At 45.0% G+C, this 24,434-nt stretch carries 17 protein-coding genes, 1 tRNA gene, 1 rRNA gene and 1 pseudogene; 14 read left to right on the top strand and 6 right to left on the bottom strand.

The window, feature by feature from the left end; all coding sequences use genetic code 11:
- Window positions 1-13: 13 nt before the first annotated feature.
- Window positions 14-2,479: a DNA topoisomerase III gene (locus UWK_RS00105; protein WP_015402308.1), complete on the bottom strand. Its 2,466-nt coding sequence runs from the start codon at window positions 2,477-2,479 to the stop codon at window positions 14-16.
- Window position 2,480: 1 nt separating this feature from the next.
- Window positions 2,481-3,086, bottom strand: a complete 606-nt coding sequence (locus tag UWK_RS00100) for an alpha/beta fold hydrolase (protein WP_015402307.1) — start codon at window positions 3,084-3,086, stop codon at window positions 2,481-2,483.
- Between the two features lie 409 nt (window positions 3,087-3,495).
- Between UWK_RS00100 and UWK_RS00095 the strand changes: the two genes are divergently transcribed.
- The 12 genes from UWK_RS00095 to UWK_RS00040 all read left to right on the top strand — a co-directional run bounded on the left by UWK_RS00095 (window position 3,496) and on the right by UWK_RS00040 (window position 15,162).
- Window positions 3,496-3,571, top strand: a tRNA-Gly gene (locus tag UWK_RS00095).
- Window positions 3,572-3,708: 137 nt separating this feature from the next.
- Window positions 3,709-4,164, top strand: a complete 456-nt coding sequence (locus UWK_RS00090) for a ribosome maturation factor RimP (protein ID WP_015402306.1) — start codon at window positions 3,709-3,711, stop codon at window positions 4,162-4,164.
- A 101-nt stretch (window positions 4,165-4,265) separates the two neighbouring features.
- Window positions 4,266-5,684 (top strand): transcription termination factor NusA, encoded by a 1,419-nt coding sequence (gene nusA / locus UWK_RS00085; protein ID WP_015402305.1) that lies wholly within the window; start codon window positions 4,266-4,268, stop codon window positions 5,682-5,684.
- Window positions 5,671-5,901, top strand: coding sequence for a YlxR family protein (locus tag UWK_RS20075; protein ID WP_041916244.1), 231 nt, complete (start codon window positions 5,671-5,673; stop codon window positions 5,899-5,901). Before nusA ends, UWK_RS20075 begins: the two co-directional genes overlap by 14 nt.
- A 67-nt stretch (window positions 5,902-5,968) precedes the next feature.
- Window positions 5,969-8,710 carry a translation initiation factor IF-2 gene (gene infB, locus UWK_RS00075; RefSeq protein ID WP_015402304.1) on the top strand — a complete coding sequence of 914 codons (2,742 nt, stop codon included), beginning with the start codon at window positions 5,969-5,971 and terminating at the stop codon, window positions 8,708-8,710.
- A 51-nt stretch (window positions 8,711-8,761) separates the two neighbouring features.
- Window positions 8,762-9,175, top strand: coding sequence for a 30S ribosome-binding factor RbfA (gene rbfA / locus UWK_RS00070; RefSeq protein WP_015402303.1), 414 nt, complete (start codon window positions 8,762-8,764; stop codon window positions 9,173-9,175).
- Window positions 9,165-10,157 (top strand): DHH family phosphoesterase, encoded by a 993-nt coding sequence (locus UWK_RS00065; RefSeq protein ID WP_015402302.1) that lies wholly within the window; start codon window positions 9,165-9,167, stop codon window positions 10,155-10,157. The genes rbfA and UWK_RS00065 overlap by 11 nt, the downstream gene beginning before the upstream one ends.
- Window positions 10,158-10,176: 19 nt before the next feature.
- Complete coding sequence (gene truB, locus UWK_RS00060; RefSeq protein ID WP_015402301.1) at window positions 10,177-10,917, top strand: tRNA pseudouridine(55) synthase TruB; 741 nt, start codon at window positions 10,177-10,179, stop codon at window positions 10,915-10,917.
- A 118-nt stretch (window positions 10,918-11,035) separates the two neighbouring features.
- On the top strand, window positions 11,036-11,305 hold the full coding sequence (gene rpsO, locus UWK_RS00055; RefSeq protein WP_015402300.1) for a 30S ribosomal protein S15: 270 nt from the start codon (window positions 11,036-11,038) through the stop codon (window positions 11,303-11,305).
- 181 nt (window positions 11,306-11,486) lie between these two features.
- Window positions 11,487-13,559 carry a polyribonucleotide nucleotidyltransferase gene (gene pnp, locus UWK_RS00050; protein ID WP_015402299.1) on the top strand — a complete coding sequence of 691 codons (2,073 nt, stop codon included), beginning with the start codon at window positions 11,487-11,489 and terminating at the stop codon, window positions 13,557-13,559.
- 359 nt (window positions 13,560-13,918) lie between these two features.
- Complete coding sequence (gene dut / locus UWK_RS00045; RefSeq protein ID WP_015402298.1) at window positions 13,919-14,374, top strand: dUTP diphosphatase; 456 nt, start codon at window positions 13,919-13,921, stop codon at window positions 14,372-14,374.
- A gap of 5 nt (window positions 14,375-14,379) precedes the next feature.
- Window positions 14,380-15,162 carry an MBL fold metallo-hydrolase gene (locus UWK_RS00040; RefSeq protein WP_015402297.1) on the top strand — a complete coding sequence of 261 codons (783 nt, stop codon included), beginning with the start codon at window positions 14,380-14,382 and terminating at the stop codon, window positions 15,160-15,162.
- Here the strand turns inward: UWK_RS00040 and yhbY are convergent.
- The 3 genes and pseudogenes from yhbY to UWK_RS17960 all read right to left on the bottom strand — a co-directional run.
- Window positions 15,149-15,433, bottom strand: a pseudogene (yhbY, locus tag UWK_RS00035) (ribosome assembly RNA-binding protein YhbY); the annotation flags it as partial. The gene UWK_RS00040 and the pseudogene yhbY overlap by 14 nt on opposite strands.
- An 81-nt stretch (window positions 15,434-15,514) precedes the next feature.
- Window positions 15,515-16,711 carry a TraB/GumN family protein gene (locus UWK_RS00030; RefSeq protein WP_015402295.1) on the bottom strand — a complete coding sequence of 399 codons (1,197 nt, stop codon included), beginning with the start codon at window positions 16,709-16,711 and terminating at the stop codon, window positions 15,515-15,517.
- 153 nt (window positions 16,712-16,864) lie between these two features.
- Complete coding sequence (locus UWK_RS17960; protein WP_015402294.1) at window positions 16,865-18,586, bottom strand: LysM peptidoglycan-binding domain-containing protein; 1,722 nt, start codon at window positions 18,584-18,586, stop codon at window positions 16,865-16,867.
- Between the two features lie 258 nt (window positions 18,587-18,844).
- On the opposite strand from UWK_RS17960, the gene UWK_RS00020 reads away from it, so the two are divergent.
- Window positions 18,845-22,195 carry a transglycosylase domain-containing protein gene (locus UWK_RS00020; protein ID WP_015402293.1) on the top strand — a complete coding sequence of 1,117 codons (3,351 nt, stop codon included), beginning with the start codon at window positions 18,845-18,847 and terminating at the stop codon, window positions 22,193-22,195.
- Between the two features lie 134 nt (window positions 22,196-22,329).
- The gene (locus UWK_RS00015) at window positions 22,330-24,183 is read left to right on the top strand and encodes a tetratricopeptide repeat protein (RefSeq protein WP_015402292.1); all 1,854 of its coding nucleotides are present in this window, start codon (window positions 22,330-22,332) and stop codon (window positions 24,181-24,183) included.
- Window positions 24,184-24,316: 133 nt separating this feature from the next.
- Here UWK_RS00015 and rrf read toward each other — a convergent pair.
- Window positions 24,317-24,433 (bottom strand): 5S ribosomal RNA (rrf, locus tag UWK_RS00010).
- Between the last annotated feature and the right edge of the window lies 1 nt (window position 24,434).

Below are 24,434 nucleotides of genomic sequence, written 5' to 3'. Positions count from 1 at the left end.
AGGCCACGGCCCCTTAATTTTTATTTTTAGCCGGCTCTTTCCGTTTTCGTGGTGGAAACTCAAAACTGATCTTCCCCGTCTTGTTCATTAACAAGTAGGCGTCAAATGGTCTTTTTTTCTTTGATATGAAGTTTGGTATTAACTCTGTTTTTCCATCACTCAGGAGCTGTCTGATGTGGTCGCTGGTGATGGCACGGCCAAGGATAACTTTGCCAATCTGCAAACCCTTGTCCTTGTCTCCCTCCAGCCGTGATTCGGACATGTAGGCAGTTGGGGTCTCAAAGACCGGGGTGTTGTCAACGGGAGAGACTCCAAGTGGTTCACTGGCCTTGATGGCCTTGATGTCAAGGTCTTCAATGGAGTCTGTAAAAAGAAACTCTACTTTGTTTTTGGTTAAACGAACAGAGGCAGTGAAGGGTTTTCCACGTTTACTTCTGAAATCACTGAAAGGGCCCAGGGTTTGTCCGTTTATAATGCTGACAATCTCATCCTGGCTCATGATCCTGCCACCAAGAATTTTTCTGAGAGTGATTTTCTTATCTTCTGAAATGTAGGCCGTGGGGGTTTCAAAGAAACGAATATCGTCAACCGGGCTGAAGGGGGCTTCTTTTTGGATTGGCGATTTTTCAAACTCCCGAACCTGGGAAATAATATGTCTGGTAAGATCCCGAATCTCTTTCATGAATTGTTTCCGTGTGAATTTTCCATGAAGGATCTGGTTCAGTTTGAATTCCCATTCCCCAGTCATTTGAGGAGAGGCGAGTACTTCAATCTTCAGGGCTTCGAGCAGTGAAAAAAGTTCGAATGCTTTTCCCGTAGGGGTAAGCTCGCGACCCTCCCGGACAATATACTTTTCCTTGATTAATTTCTCGATAATTGCAGCACGTGTAGCCGGTGTTCCGAGGCCACTTTCCTTCATGGCTTCTGCCAGTTCTTCATCATCAACAAATTTTCCTGAATGCTCCATGGCTGAGAGCAGGGTTGCCTCGTTGAAGCGTGGTGGTGGTTTTGTTTCAGATTTTTCTTTAACAACTTCTTTGCAATGAATGTTAGTTCCTTGCGGTATTTCAACCAGTAATTTGTCGGATTCCTGATTGTCGATTCCCTGGTAGACGATTTTCCAACCTGGATTGGTCAGAATTTTTCCTTCAGTGAGAAATGTCTCTTCCTCTACAATGGAAATTCGTCTGGTGTTAAGATAGGTGGCTGGGGGAAAAAATACAGCTAGAAAGCGCTGCACGACCATAGTGTAAACTTTCAGTTCTGCTTCACTGAGTGAACCCGGCAAAGTGTTGGTCGGAATGATAGCGTGATGGTCTGAAATCTTTTTGTTATCGAAGATAAGTTTGTTTTTTTTGATATAGCCCTGTTCGAGTGCTGTGGCAGCATGTTTCCCCAGTTGCCAACCCTCCTGTATCTTGACCGTTTTTTTGACATTATTAAGATAGTCTTCAGGCAGGTGACGGCTGTCGGTACGGGGGTAGGTAAGGACTTTATGTCGTTCGTATAGGGCCTGAGCAATGGCCAAAGTGTTCTTTGCCGAGAAACCAAAACGTCCGTTTGCCTCACGTTGCAGAGAAGTGAGATCGTACAGAGCAGGGGCGCGCTGCGTCGATTTTTTACTGGTTTCTGATACATCAGCAGGTTGTCCTGAGCATTTTGCAACTCTGTTATCAGCTGCCTCTTCTTTCCAGAGTCGGTCTGCTCGAGCATGTTCGTTCTCAGGATCTTTTTTGAAGTCAGGGTCTATCCATTTGCCGACATAGGAGCTGTTGTCAAACGTGAATGTTGCCTGAAGAGTGAAAAAATCTTGCGGTTCAAATTCCCGACGAACCTGTTCTCGTTTTACAAGAAGTGAGAGAGTAGGGGTCTGTACTCTGCCGCATGAGGTGAGAAAAAAGCCGCCTTTTCGTGAGTTGAAGCCAGTGAGTGCACGGGTGGCATTGAGTCCGATAAGCCAATCTGATTCAGAACGGCAGAGAGCAGCATCTTCCAGGGCGAGCATTTCATCATTCTCGCGCAGGTTGGCAAAGGCCTCTTTTATTGAGTCCCGGGTCATCGATTGCAGCCACAGTCTTTTGAGCTTCTTCCCGGAAACGGATTTGTTCCATACATAGCGGAGGATGTATTTGAAGATTAACTCTCCTTCACGCCCCGCATCACAGGCATTAATGATTTCAGTTACATCTTTTCTGCGAATAAGCTTCTGAAGTGCGTTGAGCTGTGCTGTCGTTCCCTGAAGTCCTTTTAAGGGGAATTCTTCTGGTAGGATGGGGAGATTGCTGAGATCCCAACTTTTATACTTCGGATCAATCTCTTCTGGATATTGAATGGCAACGAGATGACCAATGGCGTAGGAAACTATATGAGAATCACTTTCGTAGTGGGTCTTAGTTTTCGTGAATTTCCCGGGCAAGACTTTAGCAAGGTCCGCAGCGACACTAGGTTTTTCAGCAATAATGAGGGTTTTTTCAGTCATATTAATTTTGCTTGGTAACTTTTTGGGCAAAGTTTAATAGTGTGTCATGCCAGAATGCAGGTTGCTCAAGGTAGCAGGGGTGTGGTGCGTTTTTAAAAATCACAAATTCAGATCCCGGGATTTCCCTATTCAAAAGTGCTCCATTTGCAGGTGCTGAAATCTGATCGTTTTCGCCCCAGATAAGAAGAGTTCGGGGGGGCAATTTACAGAGGTTCTCTCGGTTTTCCTGAACCCCGACAGCACCGATAAGAACAAGGCCTGCAATTCTATGAGGGTTGGCTAAGGCATATTCGATGGCTATCTTCCCGCTCATAGAAGGCGCTACCATAATAATACTTTTGATGCCAGTTGCTTCCAGTACGCCATTTATTACAGTTTCGGGAGTTGTGTCGCTCTCTGGACTTTTTCCGAATCCTGGAAAGTCAAGGGCCAGAATGGGAAAACCGGCATCAATGGCAGCCTGTATGGTGCCAAGTTGTTGCCAGGTCTCAGCCTGAAATGCTTTTCCGTGAAGAAAGAGAAGTGGCGTTTGAGAATGGTCTCCAGCCATCAAGATGTTGATGGGGGAACCGTTTACGGCTATTGTTTCGTTCTTTATAGGTTGCATTTAGTTTTGTTTGATGAGCGATAGCCGAAGGAAATCACTCTTTTTGATGGTAGTTTACTGGAATTACATGTTATTGGACTGGAGGGCTGTTCTGGTTTCCAGTCCTTTGTTAGGGGTAAAGTTTGAGACGTTGTATTAATCCCTCGTCGGTTTGTCAATCGCTATTTATTGATTTGTATTCCACCAGGCACCTGAAAAAGGAAAGCAGGGAGAGGATGAAAGTGTATGTAAGGTGCTGTGAACAGGCAACATGTTCTTTTTGAAATGAGAGTTTGGAAAACCTGGAAGAAAAATGACTCTGGGGAGAACTTGGTATTGACTGTGCTGTGCATCAAGATCTTTTTGAAAGTATCATTTCTTGACAACTGGTTATTTTTATGTTTTATTCTTATACTGGAACGGGATGTTTGCGGGTGTAGCTCAGTTGGTAGAGTACAAGCTTCCCAAGCTTGGGGTCGCGAGTTCGAACCTCGTCGCCCGCTCCAGTGTCAACGGATTTCGGTCGCCTTTCTTTCGTTGATGCCATACCACAACCCTGCGGGGGAGGTGGCTATGAAAGTGGGCTATGCCCGCTTTTTTTTATGCCTGTTTTACGGGCTTGTGCATAACGGAACAGGGAAGTATGAGTGACTATGTTATAGAAAAAGTTCAGGAATTTGTTGAAGCCCTTCTTCCTTCCTTAGGGCTTGAACTTGTAGAAATACAGTATCGTCAGGAAGGTGAAGGGTGGGTGCTTCGTCTTTTTATCGATGGTTCCGACGGGGTTGGAATTGATCAGTGCACCAAGGTGAGTCGGGAGGTAAGCTTTTTTCTGGATGTTGAGGACCTTGTCCCTCATTCATTTACTTTGGAAGTTTCTTCTCCGGGTCTTGAACGGCCATTGCGCAGTGCCGCTGATTTTGAACGGTTCAAAGGGAAGAAGGCGCGTGTCAGGCTGCGACATCCGCTTGATGGCCAGAAGGTGTTTGTTGGTTTGATCGGAGAGTCGGATGAATTGGGCTTCGATTTACTGGTTGAAGATGGGGAAACTACAAGATTTTTGATGGATCAGATTAGGAAAGCCAGGCTGACCCTATAGGTCATCTTAAAGCGTGGTACATAGAGTGTAGAATTTTTATTACATTGATTAGAGAGATAAAAAGGCAATACAATTATAGATTGTTTTTTGTGGGGAATAAGATGCTATCAGATTTAAAACGTATCATTGATCAAATATGCAGAGATCGTGGTTTTGACAAAAAACTACTGATTGAAGCCATTGAAGAAGCTGTGGAGTCGGCAGCAAAGAAGAAGCTCGGTTCCAGACGTGATATCGAAGTGCGCTTCAATGAGGAATTTGGTGAAGTTGAGGTTTTTCAATTTCGTACAGTGGTAAACGAGGTTGAGGATGAGCAGACAGAAATCGCTCTTGAGGCTGCTCGAAAACTTGACCCTGAGGTTCAGCTTGACGATGAGCTTGGTGAGAAGATGGAAAACATCGAAGACCTTGGTCGTATTGCTGCTCAATCTGCTAAGCAGGTCATTATCCATAAGATGAAGGATGCTGAACGAGATGTTATCTTTGAAATGTTTAAAGATCGGAAGGGCGAAGTCGTAAGTGGCATTGTTCAGCGTTTTGAACGTGGCAATATGATTGTCAATCTGGGTCGTACCGATGCCATTCTACCGCGTGATCAGCAGATTCCAAAACGTTCTTTTAAACAGGGCGATCGTATTCGTGCCTACCTCGATGATGTTCGCCAGAATGCCAGAGATTCACAGCTTATCCTGTCACGTACCTGCAACGATTTTCTTGCTAAGCTTTTTACAATGGAAGTGCCAGAGATTGCAGAGGGAATTGTCGAGATCATGGGTGTTAGTCGTGAACCCGGTTTTCGGGCAAAGATTGCCGTGAGTTCTCTTGAGACCGATGTTGATCCTGTTGGTGCCTGTGTTGGGATGAAAGGATCCAGAGTGCAGAATGTTGTTCAGGAGCTGCAAGGTGAGCGTATCGATATCGTTCCCTGGAGTCCTGATCCAGCAAAATACGTGTATAACGCCTTGGCACCCGCCCATGTGTCCATGGTTATGGCCGATGAAGAGGCAAAAACTCTTCTTGTTGTAGTGCCTAATGATCAGCTTTCTCTTGCAATTGGTCGTCAAGGGCAAAATGTACGCCTTGCGTCACGCCTTCTTGGCTGGCGTATCGATGTGAAAAGCGAACAGCGTTATGCGAACCTTGAGAATCCTGGTTATCAGACGCTCCTTGCCATCGATGGAATTGAAGAGCCTCTGGCTGATCAGCTTCTTGCTCGTGGGATTTTCTCCATCGAAAAACTTGCAGAGGCTGCCGTCGAGGATCTTATCGTTATTCGTTCTATAAATGAGGAACAGGCACAGCATCTTATTGACACAGCCGTGAGGATGATAGGTGAAGGTGTGGTGACTGCTGAAAAACCTAAGAAACCGGGAGCGGAAAAAACTGTTTCAGTATCCGAACCAGGGGCTGGGGTGGATGTGGAGGCTGCTGCAGCCAAAACTGTACCAGTTTCCGGAAGTGATAGCGTTGAAAAGGAAGATTTGGTAGTGGAAACGCCAGTAGAGAATGAACAAAAATAAGAATACTCTACCTGTCCGGACGTGTATTATCTGTCGCAAAAAGGTTGCTAAGGATATGTTGCATAGATATGTATGGCAATTCAAAGAAGCAACTGCGGTTTTAGATAGGCAGCAAAGGATGTCCGGCAGAGGAGTGTATTGCTGTAAAGAAGGGAAATGTGTGGAAAAATTTTCAAGCCCTAAACAGGTATGGAAAAGAGCTTTTCGACTGAATTGAATCAATATAGCGGTATTGTATATTTATTTGCGTTTCTAAGGGAAACTGGGAAGAACAGGAGTAGTGCATGAGCAGGGTTAGGATTTACGAGTTGGCGAAAGAGGCCGGTATGGCCAGTAAGACTTTGGCAGATAAACTGATAGAACTGGGATATGATATCAAAGGACATAGTTCAACGGTTGATGATGATACGGCATTAAGAATCCGTGCAGAAGTACTGCAAAGTTCTGACTCTAAATTGGTTGAGAAACGAATTGATGCTGATGCGGAAGGTGGCACCACAGTTATCCGGCGACGGGCAACTATTATTCGTCGTCCGAAAAAAGAAGTCGTGGAGGAAGTTGAGGAGACCGCTGACTTTCCCGACGAGGTCGAGGTTACGACTGAGGCCCCTGAGGCCGTTGAGCCTGAAACTACAGTTGTAGCTGAAGCTGCAGAGGAAAAAGAAATTCCTTCTGAAACAGAATCTGTCCAGGAAGTGACAGCTGGAGTAACGGTAGAAGAAGATTCTGTAACTGAAGAAGCGCCTGAGACTGTTGTCGTCCCAGAAGTAAAAAAGGAAGGGTTTGTTGAACAGGTGTCACATATTCCTTCGAAAACAGGAATCGCTAAAGTTGTGGGTACCATAGAGCTTCCTGAAGAGGAGCCGACAAGTCCAGCACCACGCAAAAAAAGCGGGCGATCTTCCGTAAGAAAATCGGATCCAAGGCCTCAAGGAGGCAAGCGACCCGTTGACCTCGCTGATCCGATTGCTCCTGTCGCTCCTGTTCGTGTGAAAAAGAAGGGGAAAAAAGAGGATGACGATTCCCTGTCCGATGATGACAGTGATTCCAAAAAAGGTGGAAAGGGCAGCTGGAAGGGTGCCAAAAAAGGGCGTAAGGGGGTTCGGGTAACTCGCTTCGGATATGAAGGTGACCATTTCGGAAAACGTGGCAAAAAGGGTAGAGGGAAAGCCAAGGTTGTTCCTCAACAGGCTGCTGCTGAAATGAAGGCCAGTAAGAAGAAAATTAAGGTTCATGAAACCATCAGTGTTGGTGATCTTGGTCATCGCATGGGCATTAAAGCAAATGAAATCATAGCAAAACTGATGGGACTTGGTGTAATGGCCACAGTGAATCAGGCACTTGATGTTGATACTGCAATTCTTGTCGCTTCCGATTTCGGTTATGATGTGGAGCAAGCTATGACTGAGGAGATCGGTGTCGAGCAGCTTGATCTGCAGGAAGCTGGTGGCGTTGCTGTTTCAAGGTCTCCGGTTATAACTGTAATGGGGCATGTTGATCATGGAAAGACATCCATTCTTGATGCTATTCGTAAGACAGATGTGGCTGATGGAGAAGCGGGAGGTATCACTCAGCATATCGGTGCCTACCATGTGAAGTCAGAAGCTGGGGATGTTACTTTTGTTGATACTCCCGGTCATGCTGCATTTACAGAAATGCGTTCCCGTGGTGCCCAGGTAACGGATCTTGTTATTCTGGTCGTGGCTGCCGATGATGGTGTTATGGAACAGACCCGTGAAGCGATACATCATGCTCAGGCAGCTGGTGTCCCGATTCTTGTTGCCGTCAATAAAATAGATAAAGACAATGCGGACCCTGAACGGGTCAAGCGTGAGCTTTCCGATCTCGACCTTGCTCCCGAAGAGTGGGGAGGACAAACTATCTTCGTTGAAATGTCTGCCAAAAATAATATTGGTATTGATAGTCTCATGGAAAATATTCAGCTTATGGCTGAGATGATGGAGTTAAAGGCTGATCCTGAACGAAAGGCCAGGGGACGGGTTGTTGAGGCCAAGCTTGATAAAGGACGGGGCGCAGTTGCCACGGTTCTTATTCAGGAAGGAACCATTCGAACCGGAGATCATTTTGTTGTAGGGCAATTCAGTGGAAAAGTCCGGGCATTACTCAATGATAAAGGTATGCCAATAAAGAGTGCAGGTCCCTCCATTCCTGTTGAGGTACAGGGGATTACTGGGGTGCCATCCGCGGGTGACGAATTTGTTGTGGTTACCGATGAAAAAATGGCTAAGAATGTTGCCCAGGCCAGAACCTTGAAGGCTCGTGAAAGTGAGCTTGCTGCAGGTTCCAAGGTCTCACTTGATACTCTTTTTGAAAAGTTGAGTGAAGGCGATGTTCAGGAACTACGGATTGTTCTCCGTGCTGATGTGCAGGGTACCTTGGAGGCGTTTGCTTCCGCAGCGGAGAAACTTTCCACTGAAGAGGTGAAGGTGAAGATCCTTCATGAGGGAACTGGGACCATGACAGACTCCGATGTCTTGCTTGCCTCCGCTTCTGAGGCAATTATCATTGGCTTTAATGTACGGCCGTCGGGTAAGGTGAAGGAGCTTGCCTCCAGGGAAAATGTTGATATGCGAACCTATGATGTCATCTATCATGCACTGGATGATATTACTGCCGCAATGGTGGGAATGCTGGCTCCCGATTTTGTTGAAAATGTTATCGGTAATGCTGAAGTTCGTGAAACATTCCAGGCCCCCAAGGTTGGGACCATTGCCGGCTGTTCTGTGACAAATGGAAAAATCACCCGGAATGCCAAGGTTCATGTTCTTCGTGATGGTGTTGTTGTCTATACCGGAAAAATTGAATCCCTGAGACGTTTTAAAGATGATGCCAAGGAAGTATTGTCTGGCTATGAATGTGGTCTGTCCATTGAGAACTTCAACGATATCAAGGTTGGTGATAATCTTGAGGCGTTTGTAATGAAAGAAGTTGCTGCAACCCTTGGTACCACACTCCATGAGCAAAGAGCCGAGAATAATGCAACAGCAGATACTGAAGACGAGTAGCACTGTATGCTGTTACTGTATATTGCTGAATGAGCAACGAGTTCTGTAATTATGTGGGATCCTAAAGAAACTATTGAATCCGTTGGCCTTGGAAAGAGGGAGCGGAAACGCTCTACCAGGGTGGCAGAAGCTATTCAAATGGAGTTGTCTCTCTTCTTTTTACAGAAGGTCCGAGATCAGAAGTTAAGTGGTGTGACTATATCCCGGGTGGATGTCACCGACGATTTACGCAGTGCCCGAATCTTTTACACCGTGAGCGGTGGAGAAAAGTCCGGGAAACATACAGCTACGGCCTTGGTAAATGCCACAGGTTTTGTGCGGAGTCACCTGGCTAAAGTTTTAAATCTTCGTCATACACCATCATTGACATTTATCTACGATGCGAAGGCAGAACAGGTAAGAGATATGGAGACGCTTCTGGACGCAATAGCCTCTGAGAGAAACAGGAGAGACGGTGATTCCTGAAAATATTGTTGATCTTGTAAAGGGTGCAACTCATGTTGTGCTTGCCACCCACGTCCATCCGGATGGAGATGCCTTGGGCTCTTTGCTGGGATTTGCCGATGTCCTTGAATCACAAGGAAAACAGGTTTTTCGGTATCTTGATGCATCTGTGTCTCACCTTTATGATTTCCTTCCCACTGCACATCTTGCCAATACTGACCTTGACGCGGCGATGCACTTTGCAGAGCAGGCAAAAAAAGCAGGAAACAGTGTTGTGGCTGTGGCACTTGACTGCGGGGATGCAGAACGTCTTGGTGATTCAAAGGATCAACTACTCAGTATTAGTCCTTTTATCGTAATTGACCATCATCGTGGACACCGTCATTTTGGTGATTATGTCTGGTTGGAAAGCGACTGTTCGTCAACTGGTGAAATGGTCTACGAGCTTGCCCTTGCTATAGGTGCAACGGTATCTGGGGATGCTGCCTTCTGTCTCTATGTAGCTATTGTGACTGATACCGGTTCCTTCCGATATGAAAGTACCAGTCCAAGGACATTGCGGATTGCTGCAGATCTTGTGGAAGCTGGTGTTGGGCCGGATGAGGTTGCACAGAGGGTGTATGACAATTACACTCTAGCTCGACTACGTCTTATGGAAATGGTTCTTTCAACGCTGGCTGTTCATGCCGATGGGAAGATTGCTCTTATCAGTGTTAATGAAGACATGTTTGAGCAAAGTGGTGCCGGCAGTGATGATGTTGAAGGTTTTATCAATTATCCACGGTCTCTTACCTCTGTGCAGGTTGCAGCGTTTATAAAAGAAACAAGAAAAGGAGTGGTGTCTGTGAGCCTGCGCGCCAAGGGGAAGGTTGATGTCGCTCGTATCGCTGCTGAGTTCGGAGGTGGTGGTCACAAGAATGCAGCGGGATTCCGGTTTTCTGATAAGTCCGTTGCTGACGTGCAGACACTGGTTCTCGATGCGTTGAATCGAGCCATTACCTGAAATGATGTCTTGGTCGTAGATGGATATTGATTTTGAAGCTGGAACTTTTCTGGTAGACAAACCCCAGGGAGCAAGCTCCTTTTATATTGTTCGTAAAGTGCGAAAGGCACTGGGTATGAAGAAGGTTGGTCATGCCGGAACCCTTGATCCGTTTGCCACTGGATTGCTGGTTGTCTGTGCTGGGCGTTCTGCAACAAAAATGATCGGGCAGATTATGGAAGGTGATAAGGAATATATTACCACCCTTCGTCTTGGAGTTGAAACAAGCACTTTGGATCCTGAGGGGGAGGTCACAGCCACACATTCAGTAGGATCACTTTCTGAAAATGTGATCGAGAAGTGCCTGGAGCAGTTTCGCGGAGAACAGCTGCAGATCCCGCCCATTTATTCTGCCTTGAAACATAAGGGGAAACCTCTCTATTACTATGCGCGTAAGGGTATAGCTGTGGAAAAACCACCACGCAGTGTAACTATCCATACGCTTGAGCGCATTGATGGCGGGCTGGAAGTGAGTGATGACTCTCCTTATCTTACTCTCAGGGTTGTTTGCACTAAGGGAACATATATCCGGACTCTTGGGGCGGATATCGGAAAGATCCTGGGTTGTGGAGCCTATTTGACAACTCTGAGACGTATGCGAAGTGGGTGCTTTCATGTCCGTGACAGCATTGCCGGAGAAGATCTTCTCAAGGAAGATGCAAAGATAAGGCTTATGAATAAGGTCTTATCTGTCTCCGATGTCTGTAATCTGTTGCAATAATTCTGGGACGTGGTACATGGTATGAAAAGATTAATGTTTAAAATGTCCCCGCCACCGGGACTTGGATAGAATACTACAATAAAAATCGTTGTACATATACAGAAACAGGAGGTTTGTCTTGGCACAATCAGCAGTTACAAAAAATGAGATTATAGAAAAATTTAAACTTCATCCGACTGATACCGGGTCTTCCGAGGTGCAGATCGCACTTATAACTGACAGAATTCAGTACCTCACTGATCATTTCAAGACCCATAAAAAAGATCATCACTCTCGTCAGGGTCTGTTGAAGCTTGTCGGTCAGAGAAGAAGTCTTCTCGATTATCTGAAGAAGAAAGATTTTAATAAATACCGAGAGCTTATTCAGGCACTTGGTATAAGGAAGTAGCGTTTTCCCCTAAGAGGTGCATCTGGCACCTCTTACCCGTAAATATGGTGCCTACCTTGGTGCCGATTTGCCATTCAGGTGTATAATTGCCGCAGTGCAGCAATAATACACCTGTTTTTTTTGAGTGTATCTCAAAAAGGTAAATCAACCATGCTGCAATAAGGCAGCTGGAGAATGAATTATGTTTAAAAGAGTTGAAGTTGAAGTAGGCGACAAAACCATTTCCCTTGAAACCGGAAAAGTAGCCAAGCAGGCCGATGGATCAGTGATAATGCGGACTGGCGGTACCGTTGTTCTTGTTACAGTTGTTGCTGGAAAAGAAAATAAACCTGAACTGGGTTTTCTACCGCTTACCATAGAATATCAGGAAAGAATGGCCGCTGTTGGTCGTATCCCCGGTAACTATTTTCGCCGCGAGATAGGACGCCCCAGCGATCAGGAAGTTCTTACCTGTCGCATTATCGATCGTCCTCTCCGTCCGCTGTTTGCCGATGGGTATTTTTCAGAGACCCAGATTATTGCCACCGTACTTTCAGCTGATCAGCAGAATGATCCTGATATCCTAGCATTAAATGGTGCATCCTGTGCACTTAGCATTTCTGATATCCCCTTTGGTGGTCCAATTGCTGGTGCTCGTGTTGGCTATGTCGACGGAGAGTATGTTTTGAATCCCACCAAAGATGAACTCAAAAATTCCCGTATGGATATGATTGTCGCCTGTACCAGCGATGCGGTAACCATGGTTGAAGGGAAAGTGGATACTATGAGTGAAGACGAGGTGCTTAATGCAATATTCTTCGTTTTTGACTCTGTGCAGCCACTTATTGCTATGCAGATTGATCTTCGGAAAAGTCATGGTAAAGCAAAGCGCATTGTTGAACCCGTTCCTGTAAATGAGGAACTCCTGGCTAAAGTTCAGGAAATTGCCGCTGAAGGTATGGCGAAGGTAATAGTCACCGCTGATAAAATGGAACGTGGTAGTGCCTACGATGAGCTGAAAAAGAGTGTCATCGCGAGTCTTGATCCAGAGGGTGAAAATGCTAAAGAGATTAGCGAATTGCTCTCCGGTTACAAAAAGAAAATCATGCGAGCCCAGATTGTTAATGACGAAGTTCGTCTCGATGGACGAGCATTTAACCAGGTTCGTCCTATCAGCAGTGAAGTCACCTATCTTCCTCAGACCCATGGCTCAGCTCTTTTTACCCGTGGTGAGACTCAGTCAATTGTAACTGCAACACTTGGAAGTCAGCGTGATTCGCAACGAGTTGAAACTCTTCAGGGTGAGGAAAACAATCGTTTTATGGTTCATTATAACTTTCCTCCATTCTGTGTTGGTGAGGCTCGTTTCCTTCGCGGGCCATCTCGTCGTGACATTGGACATGGAACCCTTGCCCTTCGCGGACTGTCTGCCGTACTTCCCGATGAAGAGGATTTTCCTTATTCCATTCGTGTGGTTTCGGACATCATGGAGTCAAACGGGTCCTCTTCCATGGCCACCGTCTGTGGCGGCAGTATGGCCATGATGGATGCTGGTGTTCCCCTTAAGGCACCTGTCTCTGGTATCGCCATGGGACTCATCAAAGAAGATGATAAGATTGTTATCCTTTCGGACATCCTTGGTGATGAGGATCATCTCGGCGATATGGATTTTAAGATCGTCGGGACTGCAGACGGGATTACTGCACTTCAGATGGATATCAAGATTGATGGTGTTGATCGTGATATTATGAAGCAAGCACTTTCGCAAGCCCAGGAGGGGCGTATTCATATTCTTGGCGAAATGGCAAAAGGGATTAATGCTTCACGTGAAGAAGTGGCCCAACATGCTCCAAAATATTTCAGTTACAAAATTAACACTGATAAGATCCGTGATATTATCGGACCTGGTGGCAAGATCATCAAAGAGATGTCTGCCGAGTATGATGCAACCATTGAAGTCGACGATTCCGGTCTTGTGAAGATGTTTACTAAGGATGGAAGTAAGGCAGATGCACTGTTGAGGAAAATTCAAGAGATGACTGCCACAGCTGAGGTCGGAAAAGTATACAAGGGTATAGTCAAGACCATTAAGGATTTCGGTGCATTTGTTGAGATCCTGCCTGGAACAGATGGTCTGGTGCATATCTCAGAACTTGCCAATGAACGTGTTGGAAAGGTGACAGATGTGGTTAAAGAGGGAGATGAGCTTGAGGTGAAAGTTCTTGAGGTCGATTCCCGCGGTCGTATCCGTCTGAGCCGCAAGGCGTTGCTGTAAGAATTATTAATATAGCTACGGTATGAAAAAAAAGGGGCTGTTCCTGTTTTGGGACAGCCTCTTTTGTTTTTAGTACGTGGAAGTACCTCTTTGTGTTTCTTTCCTCTTTTGTCGTATTCTCCCAATATCGTCTCACCGCTTTTTTATAAGAGCACATTGCCGTTCATTGCTGCATATTACAACCTGATTACCACTAATCCTCAGCATATCCGTCTGAGGAGGAGTTGTTTCGTGTTGCAAAGCTGAGTGTCGATGGTAATCAGGTATTACAATGATGCGTGTAATTCTTGCTGCAGACTGTGCTCGACGTAATTAGTTGTTTTTATGGCCTCCTTATGCTGTATCAGGTATGATAATGCATGGAAAAGAGAAACGTTAAAATTTGCTGGTTAGACCCCGAGAAAAACAAGGATCTTCTCCTCCCTGTGTACCAGACCGAACTGGCTGCAGGGATGGATGTACGTGCTGCAGTTGAGGGGCCCTATCTTCTGGAATCTGGTGCAGTCCACCTCTTCCCCACTGGATTTGCTGTTGCAATCAGTCCCGGCTATGAACTTCAGGTAAGGCCTAGAAGTGGTCTAGCGGTAAAACACGGTGTTACTGTGATCAACAGTCCGGGAACCATAGATGCCGACTACAGAGGAGAAGTGAAAGTAGCTTTGATTAATCTCGGTAAAATGCCTTTTCTTGTGAATCGTGGTGATCGAATAGCGCAGCTGGTACTTGCTCCTGTGGTTCAGGCACAACTGGAACTGGTAACAAAATTAGATGAAACCAGTCGCGGTCGCGGTGGTTTTGGCCATACCGGATTATAGAGAAGATGAAATTTTCAGTACTTGGTTCAGGAAGTAAAGGAAACGCTCTCTATATAGAATCTGGTCAGACGTCTATTTTAATAGATGCAGGATTTTCAGGGAAAGAGATAGAAAAACGCCTTGCCGTCAATAACCGGAATCTGGCAGCTCTGGATGGACTCTTTCTTACCCATGAGCACGGAGATCATATTCAGGGGGCAGGGGTGATTTCCAGGCGATGTCGTCTTCCCCTGTATGCCAATGAAGGGACCTACAAAGGGAGCGATAAAAAGTTGGGTAAGGTGCATAAACGGATGGAGTTTGAAACAGGGAGGGTTGTTCAGCTGAAGGATCTGAAAATTCGTTCCTTCAGTATTTCTCATGACACCTTTGATCCGGTTGGTTTTCTTGTCAGTGATTCAAATGTAAGCATTGCCTGTTGTACTGACACCGGAAAAGTGTCGAAGCTCGTTGCCAGCAGGCTGAGGGGCTGTGATGCCCTTGTCCTGGAGTTTAACCATGATCCCCAGATGCTGAAGTCCGGCCCTTACCCTTTGTCACTCCAACAGAGAGTTCGCTCACCACATGGACATCTGGCCAATGAAGAAGCCGCATCTTTTCTTAAAACACTTCTTCATGACAGGTTGCAAACTGTAGTCCTTGCACACCTGAGCGAGACGAACAACACGGCAGAACTTGCTTTGAAAAGTGCCATGGCAGTCCTGGGGGAAGATCAATCCTGTCTTCTCCACGTTGCCGCACAGGATGTTCCGTCGGAGCTGTTTACCATCGTAGTCAAGGAAGTTTGATCTGTTTTTCTTTATCCAGTTTTACATTTTTTCTATAGAGAAGAATGGTATTCCCGATAATCTGAACAAGGCTGCTTTTACTATGATTTAAGAGGTACTCGGCTGTTTCCTGCTTGGCCGCAGGACTGCTCTTGCCGATCTTGACCTTGATCAGTTCATGGCGACTGAGCTCAAGTTCCGTGGCTTTAATTATTTTCTCCCCCAATCCTTCCTTGCCTATTGAGATAACAGGGCTCAGAGAGTGCCCCAGTCCTTTAAGGAATTTCTTTTGGGTGGAGTTAAGTACTTGGCCTGCTGTTTTTTTACTTTAGTTTCTGTCATTGTAGTGTTCTTATAATGTGTAGTGTCTGTATTAGCTAATCAGGTTTTTGATGATCTCATACCCACCGACATAGGTTCCAATGGCGGAGCCGATACCTGTGAAAAGAAAGACCAGAAACACTCGTAGCAGTTTGTTCTTCCACCAGCCCTTCACCGTCCCCATGTCATCAGCAACGGTTTCAAATTCCTTCACCACCGGTGGGGTGCGCATGACCTGGATAAAGGCCGCTACATAACCTGCTCCAATTACCGGAGTCAGACTTGTTATCGGAGCTGCCGCAAAAGCACCAATTACAGTGAGCGGGTTGGCAAATGCCAGTATTCCACCAATGGCTGATGGAATGCCGTTGGCAAGTATCCAGTAGAGGAGATTTGAGCCGGCATCAGCCATTCCTTTCTGTATTCCAATGGTGACAATCGAACCAATTATGAGCGTGGGAATAGACCAGCCTAGAATCTTCCAGATTTTTGAAACAGGGGGGATGGTGGTGATGGCTTCAAGTTCTGCACTTCTGTCTTCGTTAAAGATTCTTTTAATCCCTGCGACATGACCAGCCCCGACGACTGCCACCAGACGGTTTCCTTCAGCCGCTTTTATCTTTTCAGAAAGATAGATGTCTCGTTCATTGATAAGGACTTCTTTAACATCAGGAAGAGCTGATCCCATCTCATCCATCAATTCAGAAAGAACATCTTTCTTTTTCATTTCTGCAAGTTTTTCCTCACTGATCTCAGTGGAATCAAAGAGGGATGCAAAAAGTGTGGTCACTAAGTAGCCTTTTTTGAAAAATGAGGTGGATTTCCAGGCACGACGCAGCGTTATACGTACATCACGATCACAAAGTGCAATGGGGATATTCCTTTCAGTTGCCGTCTGTGCAGCTTTTAAAAGCTCTGCTCCCGGTGTAACTCCAAGCTGACCACCAAGCTTTTTCTGATAGGAGGCCATAAGCAGGTTGATCATTAGAGTTGACAATTGCTTGTCTCTGATAATCTGTTTGAGATCTAGTGACTGCCATTTTTTCTTTTCAGTGAGGGACTTATAACGTTTATCGTCAAGTTCTATGCAGACACAGTCGGGATTTTCCTGTGATATGACCTCTTCTACCAGCGCAACAGATTCTTGAGAGATGTGTGCTGTTCCGATAAGAAGGACTGTTTTTTCTCCATGGGTGATTATGTGGACATCTGTTGAATATTCAAATTCTGGAAATGATATGTTTGGCATTGTTTACATATGATGAACGGTAAATTTTACAGGGGTGACGATGAACATTCGGAGGCAACTTTCTTACCAACAAGATATATTATAAAAAAAAGGAAAACCGGGACAGGAGAGAGTCAATTACACTGATCAGAAAAAACCGACGGTCTCTATTGTTCAGACATTTCTGATTTTCAGTTTTATACCTGGCTGGATACGGTTAGATTTGAGTTTATTCCATGACTTGATCTGCTCAGTGGAGAGATTGAATCTTTTAGCGATGGCCCAGAGAGAATCTCCTTGACGAACCTGGTACCAACTGATCGTCTGATCTTCTCGATCACTTGGAGATCCAGCGGGTACAGCAAATTTACTCTGTTTAGCAAGGGTAATCATCGAAGAACTGCTGTCATGTATGGTGGAAACGTGTGTTGAACTCTTTGGCTTTGCAGCTGTTGCAACAGACTGATCTGCTCCCTTTATGTAAAGTGCTAATTGCTGTCCTGCTCTGATTTTATGGACACTCTTCAGTCCGTTCCAGCTGACAATAAGGTTAGCCGGTACATTGTACGCATCTGCTATTCTGGAAATGGTTTCACCAGGTTTAATGGTATGGAGAATCAGATCACTGGATGCGAGCAGTCCATTGCTGCCTGTTTCAAGGAGACGATAATGAGTGGTGCTGTATGGTATTCGGAGGTGGTTTCCAGCCACCAGGTTATTGCTTCTCAAATTGTTGATTTTCAGTAGAGTTGTCTTGTTAATGTTGTAGCGTCTGCAGATCGCTGAAAGGCTGTCTCCCTTACGAATCACGTGTGTTTTAAAGCCAGTGCTTACAAAGCTGTTCAGGCGGGGCAGATTGGCCTCTGCCAGCTTTCCTGTTCCGGGAGGAATCTGGACATCATAATGACTCTGGTTCAGTGGGGTCTTTCCTGTTTTCAGTTCCTGGTTCAGCTGTTTGATCTTTGTACTGCTGCTTTCGGAAATCAGAGCGACAGCATCCAGGCTGAGGCCAGGTCCTACGCGCAGAGTTTCGTATTCCATTGCTGTTTCATATTTAATATTGCTAAAACCATACTGCTCAGGATTTTTGGCAATAATGATGGCCGCTATAAGTTTTGGAACATAGCGTTTGGTTTCCAGGTGCAGATACTTATGCTGGGCAAGGTCCCAGAAGTTATCTGTTTTGTGAAGTTCCAGACCTCTTCTGATTTTTCCTCCACCTGCGTTGTAAGCAGCAACCGTTAGGTGCCAGTCTTCAAATTCTGCATAAAGGTCTGAGAGAAAGGCAACTGCAGCTTTTGTCGATTTTTCGGCATGACGACGATCGTCCACATATCGATCTACTGTTAAATTGTAGTCTTTAGCGGTACCTTGCATAAACTGCCAGAGCCCTACGGCTTTGGCGCGGGAGTATGCTCTCTGGTTAAAACCACTTTCGATCATTGCAAGGTAGGCCAGGTCTTCAGGGAGTCCGGCATCACGCAGTTCTTTTTGGAACAGAGGAAGATACTTACCTGAACGGACAAGCCACTTGCGAAATGTTTTTTTATGCCGATTTTGAAAAATATCCAGATATGCTTCCACTTGTTTGTTGAGAACGATGGGAAAATCATACGTTACTTCTTTTGTGGGTAAGTCGACAAACTGCTTTTGTATATTAGGTCGCCATGTTCCTGTGCGTTTCAGGAGTTCGAGCTCTTCGGTAAGACACTGTTCCGGTTCTGCTTCGACAAGTAGGAGTTCCGGATCGTTTGAAAGAGAACTGACTGGAGACGCTATTTCATCAATTGGAAGTGGATAGAGAACAGCAGTATTCTGTTTTCCACAGGAGCTGAGAAGCAGGATGATAGCTATAAGGAAGAAGGGTTCAGAGACGTAGTATGAAAGTCGAAGCATATAATGATGTATTATAAAGAAAGTTATGAACCTGCAGGTATGCTGAATATTAAAAAAATTTGCAAATCATACTAAAAGCGCTCTTGAGATATACGTTTGAACACAGTACAATCCCATAAATTTTATTACTTAAACCCGAAGCAGTTATAAATTGCAACAAAAATGGTGCTCTTGCTTTTCAATAAACAGCCATAAATGCATTGTTAGTAGTGGTAATCCTTCCTGAATGTTGGTGCTTAGTTTTAATCTGTCTCGCCTATGTTAAAAAAAATAATTCTATTTTTCTTCACCTTGATCCTTCTCGTAGTGTTCGCTGCAGGGGGGGGACTCTATTATCTGATTGTTCTTGAGCCAGGTGATGAAATTACCGTCGAAAACATCCAAAGTATTTTGGGGAAGGAGAGCCCTGTTCTCTACAGCGATGGGGTCACACCTCTAGGGGTGTTTTTTGATGAAGCTCACAGGCAGTATGTTACCTGGGAGCAGATTCCGGAAACCTTTGTCAATGCTCTTATTGCTTCTGAAGATAATCGTTTTTTCGAACATTTCGGTTTCGACGCTGTTTCTATCACCCGTGCTGCTGTGAAAAACTATGAAGCCGGCCGGGTGGTGCAAGGGGGGAGTACTCTTACCCAACAAACCGCAAAAAATCTTTTTAAGCGTTCAGGCAGATCCTACGAGGCAAAGCTGAAAGAACTTTTGTATGCCCTGCGACTCGAATACCATTATTCAAAAGAGCAAATTTTTGAGTTTTACTGTAATCAATTTTATGTTCGAGGTAACGGACATGGGCTCGGAGTCGCAGCTCGTTATTATTTTGATAAAAACGTCGAAGACCTGACCCTCCTTGAAAGTGTATTTATTGCAGGAAGCGTTAAACGTCCAAACTATTATAATCCATTTAACCGTAAGTCTGAGGAGGCGAAGGAAGAGGTTCGGGAAAGAATCAAAATACGAATGGCTTATGTTCTGAAACAGATGCTCCGTCTTGGAACGGTGAGCAGTAAAGAATATGAAGAAGCCATTGCAACGGATGTTCTTTTTACGGAAGGACAGGTTGGGTATGCTCTTGACTATGTTATGGAGATGGTGAAGGATGCTGTTGCTACAGAAGAAGTTGTAACGGCTCTTGAGGAACAAGGTATTTCCAATCTTGCCACAGCTGGTGTTCGCGTTATAACCACTGTTGATAAAGGTTTGCAGGAGAACAGTCTCTACTCCTTACGCCATGAACTCTCTCGGCTTGATGTAAGGCTTCGCGGCTATGATCGCGATGAGGTCCAGGCAGAGTTAGCAAATACAAAGTATAATGGTGATCGTGAAGTCAAAAAAGGAGCATTCCTTTTTGGGCATATTACTGATATCCGGTACAATAAAAACGTTCCGGATGGCTTTCAGGCAACCGTAGATTTTGGTGGGGATCTTGGCGTTGGAGTTATTCGTGAAAAGGGATTGGAGCGAACACTTACAGCCCTTGTAAAATGGAAGCAAAATCATTGGAGTGAAAGCAGCAGGAAGGATCTCCCGCTTCTGGTTAATCAGCTACAGAGCGGTGACAGGGTTTGGGTGAGTGTCAGTAGCATTGATGAAGAGGGAACCGTCCTCCTTGATCTGGAGCGTTTTCCTCTGCTCCAGGGGGGGGCTCTTGTACTCCAGAATGGTATGATCAAGGCTATGGCGGGGGGGGTTGAAAACAGGTTTTTTAACAGAGCCATTTCTGCAAAGAGAACCATGGGGTCAGCCTTTAAACCGTATCTCTTTGCTGCAGCGCTGCAGCTTGGCTGGAATACTGCCGATCTTCTCAACAACAGTCGGGATGTCTTTGTTTTTCAGGGGCAACCTTATTTTCCCAGGCCTGATCATGAAATCACCAGTAAGCAGGTTTCAATGAGTTGGGCTGGGGTACGATCTGAAAATCTTGCATCTGTCTGGTTACTTTATCATCTCTGTGACCGTCTTTCGGCAGATGAATTTAAAGCTGTCGCTGTAAAGGCTGATCTAGCTCCTCGTTTTAAGAACGGCAAAGAAGAGCCATATACTTTATACAGGACACGAATACGTGATAAAAACGGGATTGTTTTAAATCGAGAGGTACTTCAGGAAGCCGCTTTCACAGAAGCTGTGCGACACCTCGAAACCGATTTTATTTTTGCAGATCTTATAGAAGAATATGATGTCTTGAGAAGCCTCCACTATGGTCTGCATTTTGACAGGTATAAAAAAGATATTGATAGCACTCTTTCTACTGCCTTAAAAGAGCAGGAAGTAAAGGAGCAGCTTTTTCGTAAAAATCTTCTGAAGACAAACTACCTTTCGCTTGTGTTGCGCCTACAGCAACTTCAGGAGTTAAGAAGGTCTCTGCACACTACCGATTATACTTCCTTTGGTTTGTCATCGTTCGTGAGGTCTGCGGTTCTCTGCTATGATAAAAGAGTGCAGCGCTATTCCTTTGTAGCAAGGGATTCACTGTCTGTGGATCAGGTTCTTGTGGATACTGATCGCCTAAAAGAGTATTTTGCAGCCGGCAGTCTTGAGAGCGAAGAGAAGTTCTGGGAGGACATTTTACTTGATAGTACAATGACTGTAAAGGCTCTATCCCTCGTGAAGATGCAGGTTGAGGCTGAATTTCAAAGACTATCAGCCCTTCCTCCCTATAGTCTGGATGTACTTGCTGGAGTGCATGATTTTCGTGTTTTAGTTGGTCTTAAGTACCTTATTGAGTTTGGGAAAGAGATGGGGATCAGCAGTAAACTTGACCCTGTCCTATCTTTTCCGTTAGGTTCTAATGTTATAACGCTGCTTGAAGCAGTTCGCATGTATGAATCTCTGGTTACCGGTAGTGTTTCTTTGACGGGAGCTAAGGTTGCGCCGGACAGAGACCTGCTGACTGTTCTTGATCGTATTGAAACTGCAGAGGGGGAGGTTGTGTATCGTACTCGGGTGGAGAAAAAGGAGCTTATTAAAGAAGAACAATGCCTTGCTCTTGGAAGCATCCTTGAGAATACCGTTAAATTTGGCACTGGAAGGTATGCTCAGGAAAATGCACGCCTACCACTTAATGAAGCTGCCGTTCAGGAAATACCAGGGACTGCAGAGTTGGTGATCCCCCTTTTAGGAAAAACTGGGACTGCAAATAATTATACAAATGCTTCATTTTTCGGTTATCTGCCTGCTGTATCGACAGGGGGAACCGGTATGGTAATTGATGGGGGATATACTATTGGTGTGTATGTAGGTTTTGATGACAATACATCCATGCGTCGAAAGACTACCCGTATTACAGGATCTGGCGGGGCTCTTCCCACGTGGACAGATATGGTTAATATCATATTACGTGAGAAATCCTACGCCCAGAAGCTCGATCCAGTTGATCTTTCTTTTTATGGCTTGACCCTGCTTCACAATGAATTGGGCCAGTTGAACCTTGCGGTTGATAGAGAGAATGGTGGTCATATTCTGAATCCTGTAATGGAAATTGACGAAAAAAACAGAAGCCATCCAACCATAATGACATTTGGTCAAATATACGAGAGTGGCAGGTTTGAGCCAAAAAGATATTATGCTCCTTTCTGGGGTGATGAAAAACAAATACTGGAGACGGATTTGTAGCTTTGTCGCTATCACGGGAACGCTGTGTTGAATTCTTCACTTCTCTGTGCTACAACATGATGAACACATAGTCTTTCACCAATAGATACAAGACCTTTAGGCAACAGTATTATCCTTAACTAAAATAGACGACAATGAATATTCGATATACTTTAGCAGCAACAACGTTGTGTTGTACCCTTCTCTCGTCTGGCTGTGCTTATGACAAGAAAAGAATTGTTTCGCCAGGTAATACGGCAACATCAACCCCAGGTATTGAAACAACTGAAGACATCGGTACCAAATCTGTTTCCCAACCTCTCCCGGTTGGCATGAATGACGACTTCCAATTTCAAAAGGATGGTCGGCCACAAGGTGTGACGGGTCTTGCTGAAGAGATGTCTGGCTTGCCAGAAATGCAGTATGTTAAAGATAGGATATTTGAGTACGGCAGAAAACTCGATCGTTGGAAAGAACTGGACGATCAGGCCATTGTTCTTGATCTTGACGAAGAGGCATCGGAAGAAATGGTTCGTTGCTTTAGAGACCTGCAGAAGGTCTTAAACGGATATAATCACATTCATGACTCATTACTGCGGCCAAATGTTATGAGTTCTGAAAGTGCTATTACCAGCGCAGAGGTGATGGCCTTGGAGCAGAGAGATATTGCATTCCTTGAATCCAGTTGCGGCAGACTTCTAAAAAGTGGAGATGACAGGGGAGAAGGGTGGGAGCAGCGCGGTGAACAGGCCGATTTACCACAGATAGAAACTCTTATTGAACGGTATGCCGGGACTGAAGAGTTTGAGGAGGTCATTCAGGTCTGGCAGCAGATTCCATCACATCAGCTCGACAGAGTTCATCTCAACACCAGAATTTCATATGGAAATGCTTTGATGTCGCTCCATCAGGAAAAGAAGGCAGCGACAGTCTACCAGGAGATCATTGATTTAATGTCATCCTCAAATGATCAGCGCACAGACATTCTATCCCTCCGAAAGATCCTGGCTGATCTGTATACAGCAGGAGGCGATTATGATAAGGCAGAGCAGCAGTATCTGGAAATATCTAAAGATTATAGTAGCTTGGCGAAGATAGAGGATTGGGCTACTTTGCAGCTTTCCATTTTGGAGAGAAGTGAGGCTGGTAGTCCAGAACTTATGGAATATTCGTCACTTTTGCGAAATTTCCTCGGATACAGTCCTCAGCGAGATGGGTACAAGTTGGTGTGGCAGTCTGATAAATTTCTCACAGAATATCCATACTCACCTGTATCATCCAATGTTGATATAATAAAGAGTTCAACTTTGAACCGTGCTGACACTTGGTTTGGATTGTTTATTGCCGAAGTGGATATGATGGCTGCAGAAGAAAAGTTCCAGGACGCCCTGTTGAAGCTTGAAACATTGCCTGAAGATATTTTAAGTGGGGAGAAATTAATTGAGATTCGTAAAAAAAGTGACGATCTCACTCTTGCTGAAGCTGTGAGTAGGGAAAAAAAGAAGATTGAAAAAATGCAGGTCCAGCAACGTCAGTGGAATGAAGCCCTTCTGTTTGTTGATAAAGGTGAATATGATCAAGCTATTGAAATTCTAACAACCATGCTTGACACAGAATATGCTGCAAAGGCGGATGCTAAAATTGCCGAGATCTCCTTACTGGCCGCAAGGGCAGAGCGTAGAAAGGCCGCTGATTTGTTTATTCGTTTTACCAAGACATCAGATATTGAATCGAGAAAGAAACTTCTTGTTGAGTCAAGGAGACGTCTGGTCGACATACTTATAAAATATCCGGACGTCGGAATCACTGAAAAGGTTATGGGGAATATCAAACGTGTTGAAAAAGAGATGAATGCAATTGATCCCATGCTTATTTCTCAGTCCGAACTTGTTGGCGCAGAAGGGAATATTCCGGTTGAACGAGACGCTTTCACACTTGAGGATGAGATGGTCCCGGCACCGGTTGATGGTGCTGTGCAACAAAAGGACTTGAATAACGAACAGTTTTGATTGTTAGCTGTTCAGGTGGAATGTAACCAACCACTTTTTAGTCTGTCTGGCGAATTTTTCGTAGAAAACTACTAATATAACAAAAAAAGCCCCAATCAGAAAAAATCTGATTGGGGCTTTTTTTATATAAAGAAATCGGCGGTGACCTACTCTCCCACACAGTTGCCCATGCAGTACCATCGGCGCTAAAGAGCTTAACTTCCGTGTTCGGAATGGGAACGGGTGGATCCTCTTTGCTTTCGCCACCGATA

It is taken from the genome of Desulfocapsa sulfexigens DSM 10523 (assembly GCF_000341395.1).
Lineage (GTDB): Bacteria > Desulfobacterota > Desulfobulbia > Desulfobulbales > Desulfocapsaceae > Desulfocapsa > Desulfocapsa sulfexigens.
Note: the sequence above shows the minus strand (reverse complement) of the source record. Positions and strands in the feature narration are given on the sequence as shown.

Coding starts and splice junctions, on each gene's coding strand:
- rbfA (WP_015402303.1), top strand. CDS start 8,762: ATGTGGGATCCTAAAGAAACTATTGAATCCGTTGGCCTTGGAAAGAGG.
- UWK_RS17960 (WP_015402294.1), bottom strand. CDS start 18,586: ATGCTTCGACTTTCATACTACGTCTCTGAACCCTTCTTCCTTATAGCT.
- UWK_RS00100 (WP_015402307.1), bottom strand. CDS start 3,086: ATGCAACCTATAAAGAACGAAACAATAGCCGTAAACGGTTCCCCCATC.
- pnp (WP_015402299.1), top strand. CDS start 11,487: ATGTTTAAAAGAGTTGAAGTTGAAGTAGGCGACAAAACCATTTCCCTT.
- nusA (WP_015402305.1), top strand. CDS start 4,266: ATGCTATCAGATTTAAAACGTATCATTGATCAAATATGCAGAGATCGT.
- UWK_RS20075 (WP_041916244.1), top strand. CDS start 5,671: ATGAACAAAAATAAGAATACTCTACCTGTCCGGACGTGTATTATCTGT.
- UWK_RS00015 (WP_015402292.1), top strand. CDS start 22,330: ATGAATATTCGATATACTTTAGCAGCAACAACGTTGTGTTGTACCCTT.
- truB (WP_015402301.1), top strand. CDS start 10,177: ATGGATATTGATTTTGAAGCTGGAACTTTTCTGGTAGACAAACCCCAG.
- UWK_RS00105 (WP_015402308.1), bottom strand. CDS start 2,479: ATGACTGAAAAAACCCTCATTATTGCTGAAAAACCTAGTGTCGCTGCG.
- UWK_RS00040 (WP_015402297.1), top strand. CDS start 14,380: ATGAAATTTTCAGTACTTGGTTCAGGAAGTAAAGGAAACGCTCTCTAT.
- UWK_RS00030 (WP_015402295.1), bottom strand. CDS start 16,711: ATGCCAAACATATCATTTCCAGAATTTGAATATTCAACAGATGTCCAC.
- UWK_RS00090 (WP_015402306.1), top strand. CDS start 3,709: ATGAGTGACTATGTTATAGAAAAAGTTCAGGAATTTGTTGAAGCCCTT.
- UWK_RS00020 (WP_015402293.1), top strand. CDS start 18,845: ATGTTAAAAAAAATAATTCTATTTTTCTTCACCTTGATCCTTCTCGTA.
- dut (WP_015402298.1), top strand. CDS start 13,919: ATGGAAAAGAGAAACGTTAAAATTTGCTGGTTAGACCCCGAGAAAAAC.
- infB (WP_015402304.1), top strand. CDS start 5,969: ATGAGCAGGGTTAGGATTTACGAGTTGGCGAAAGAGGCCGGTATGGCC.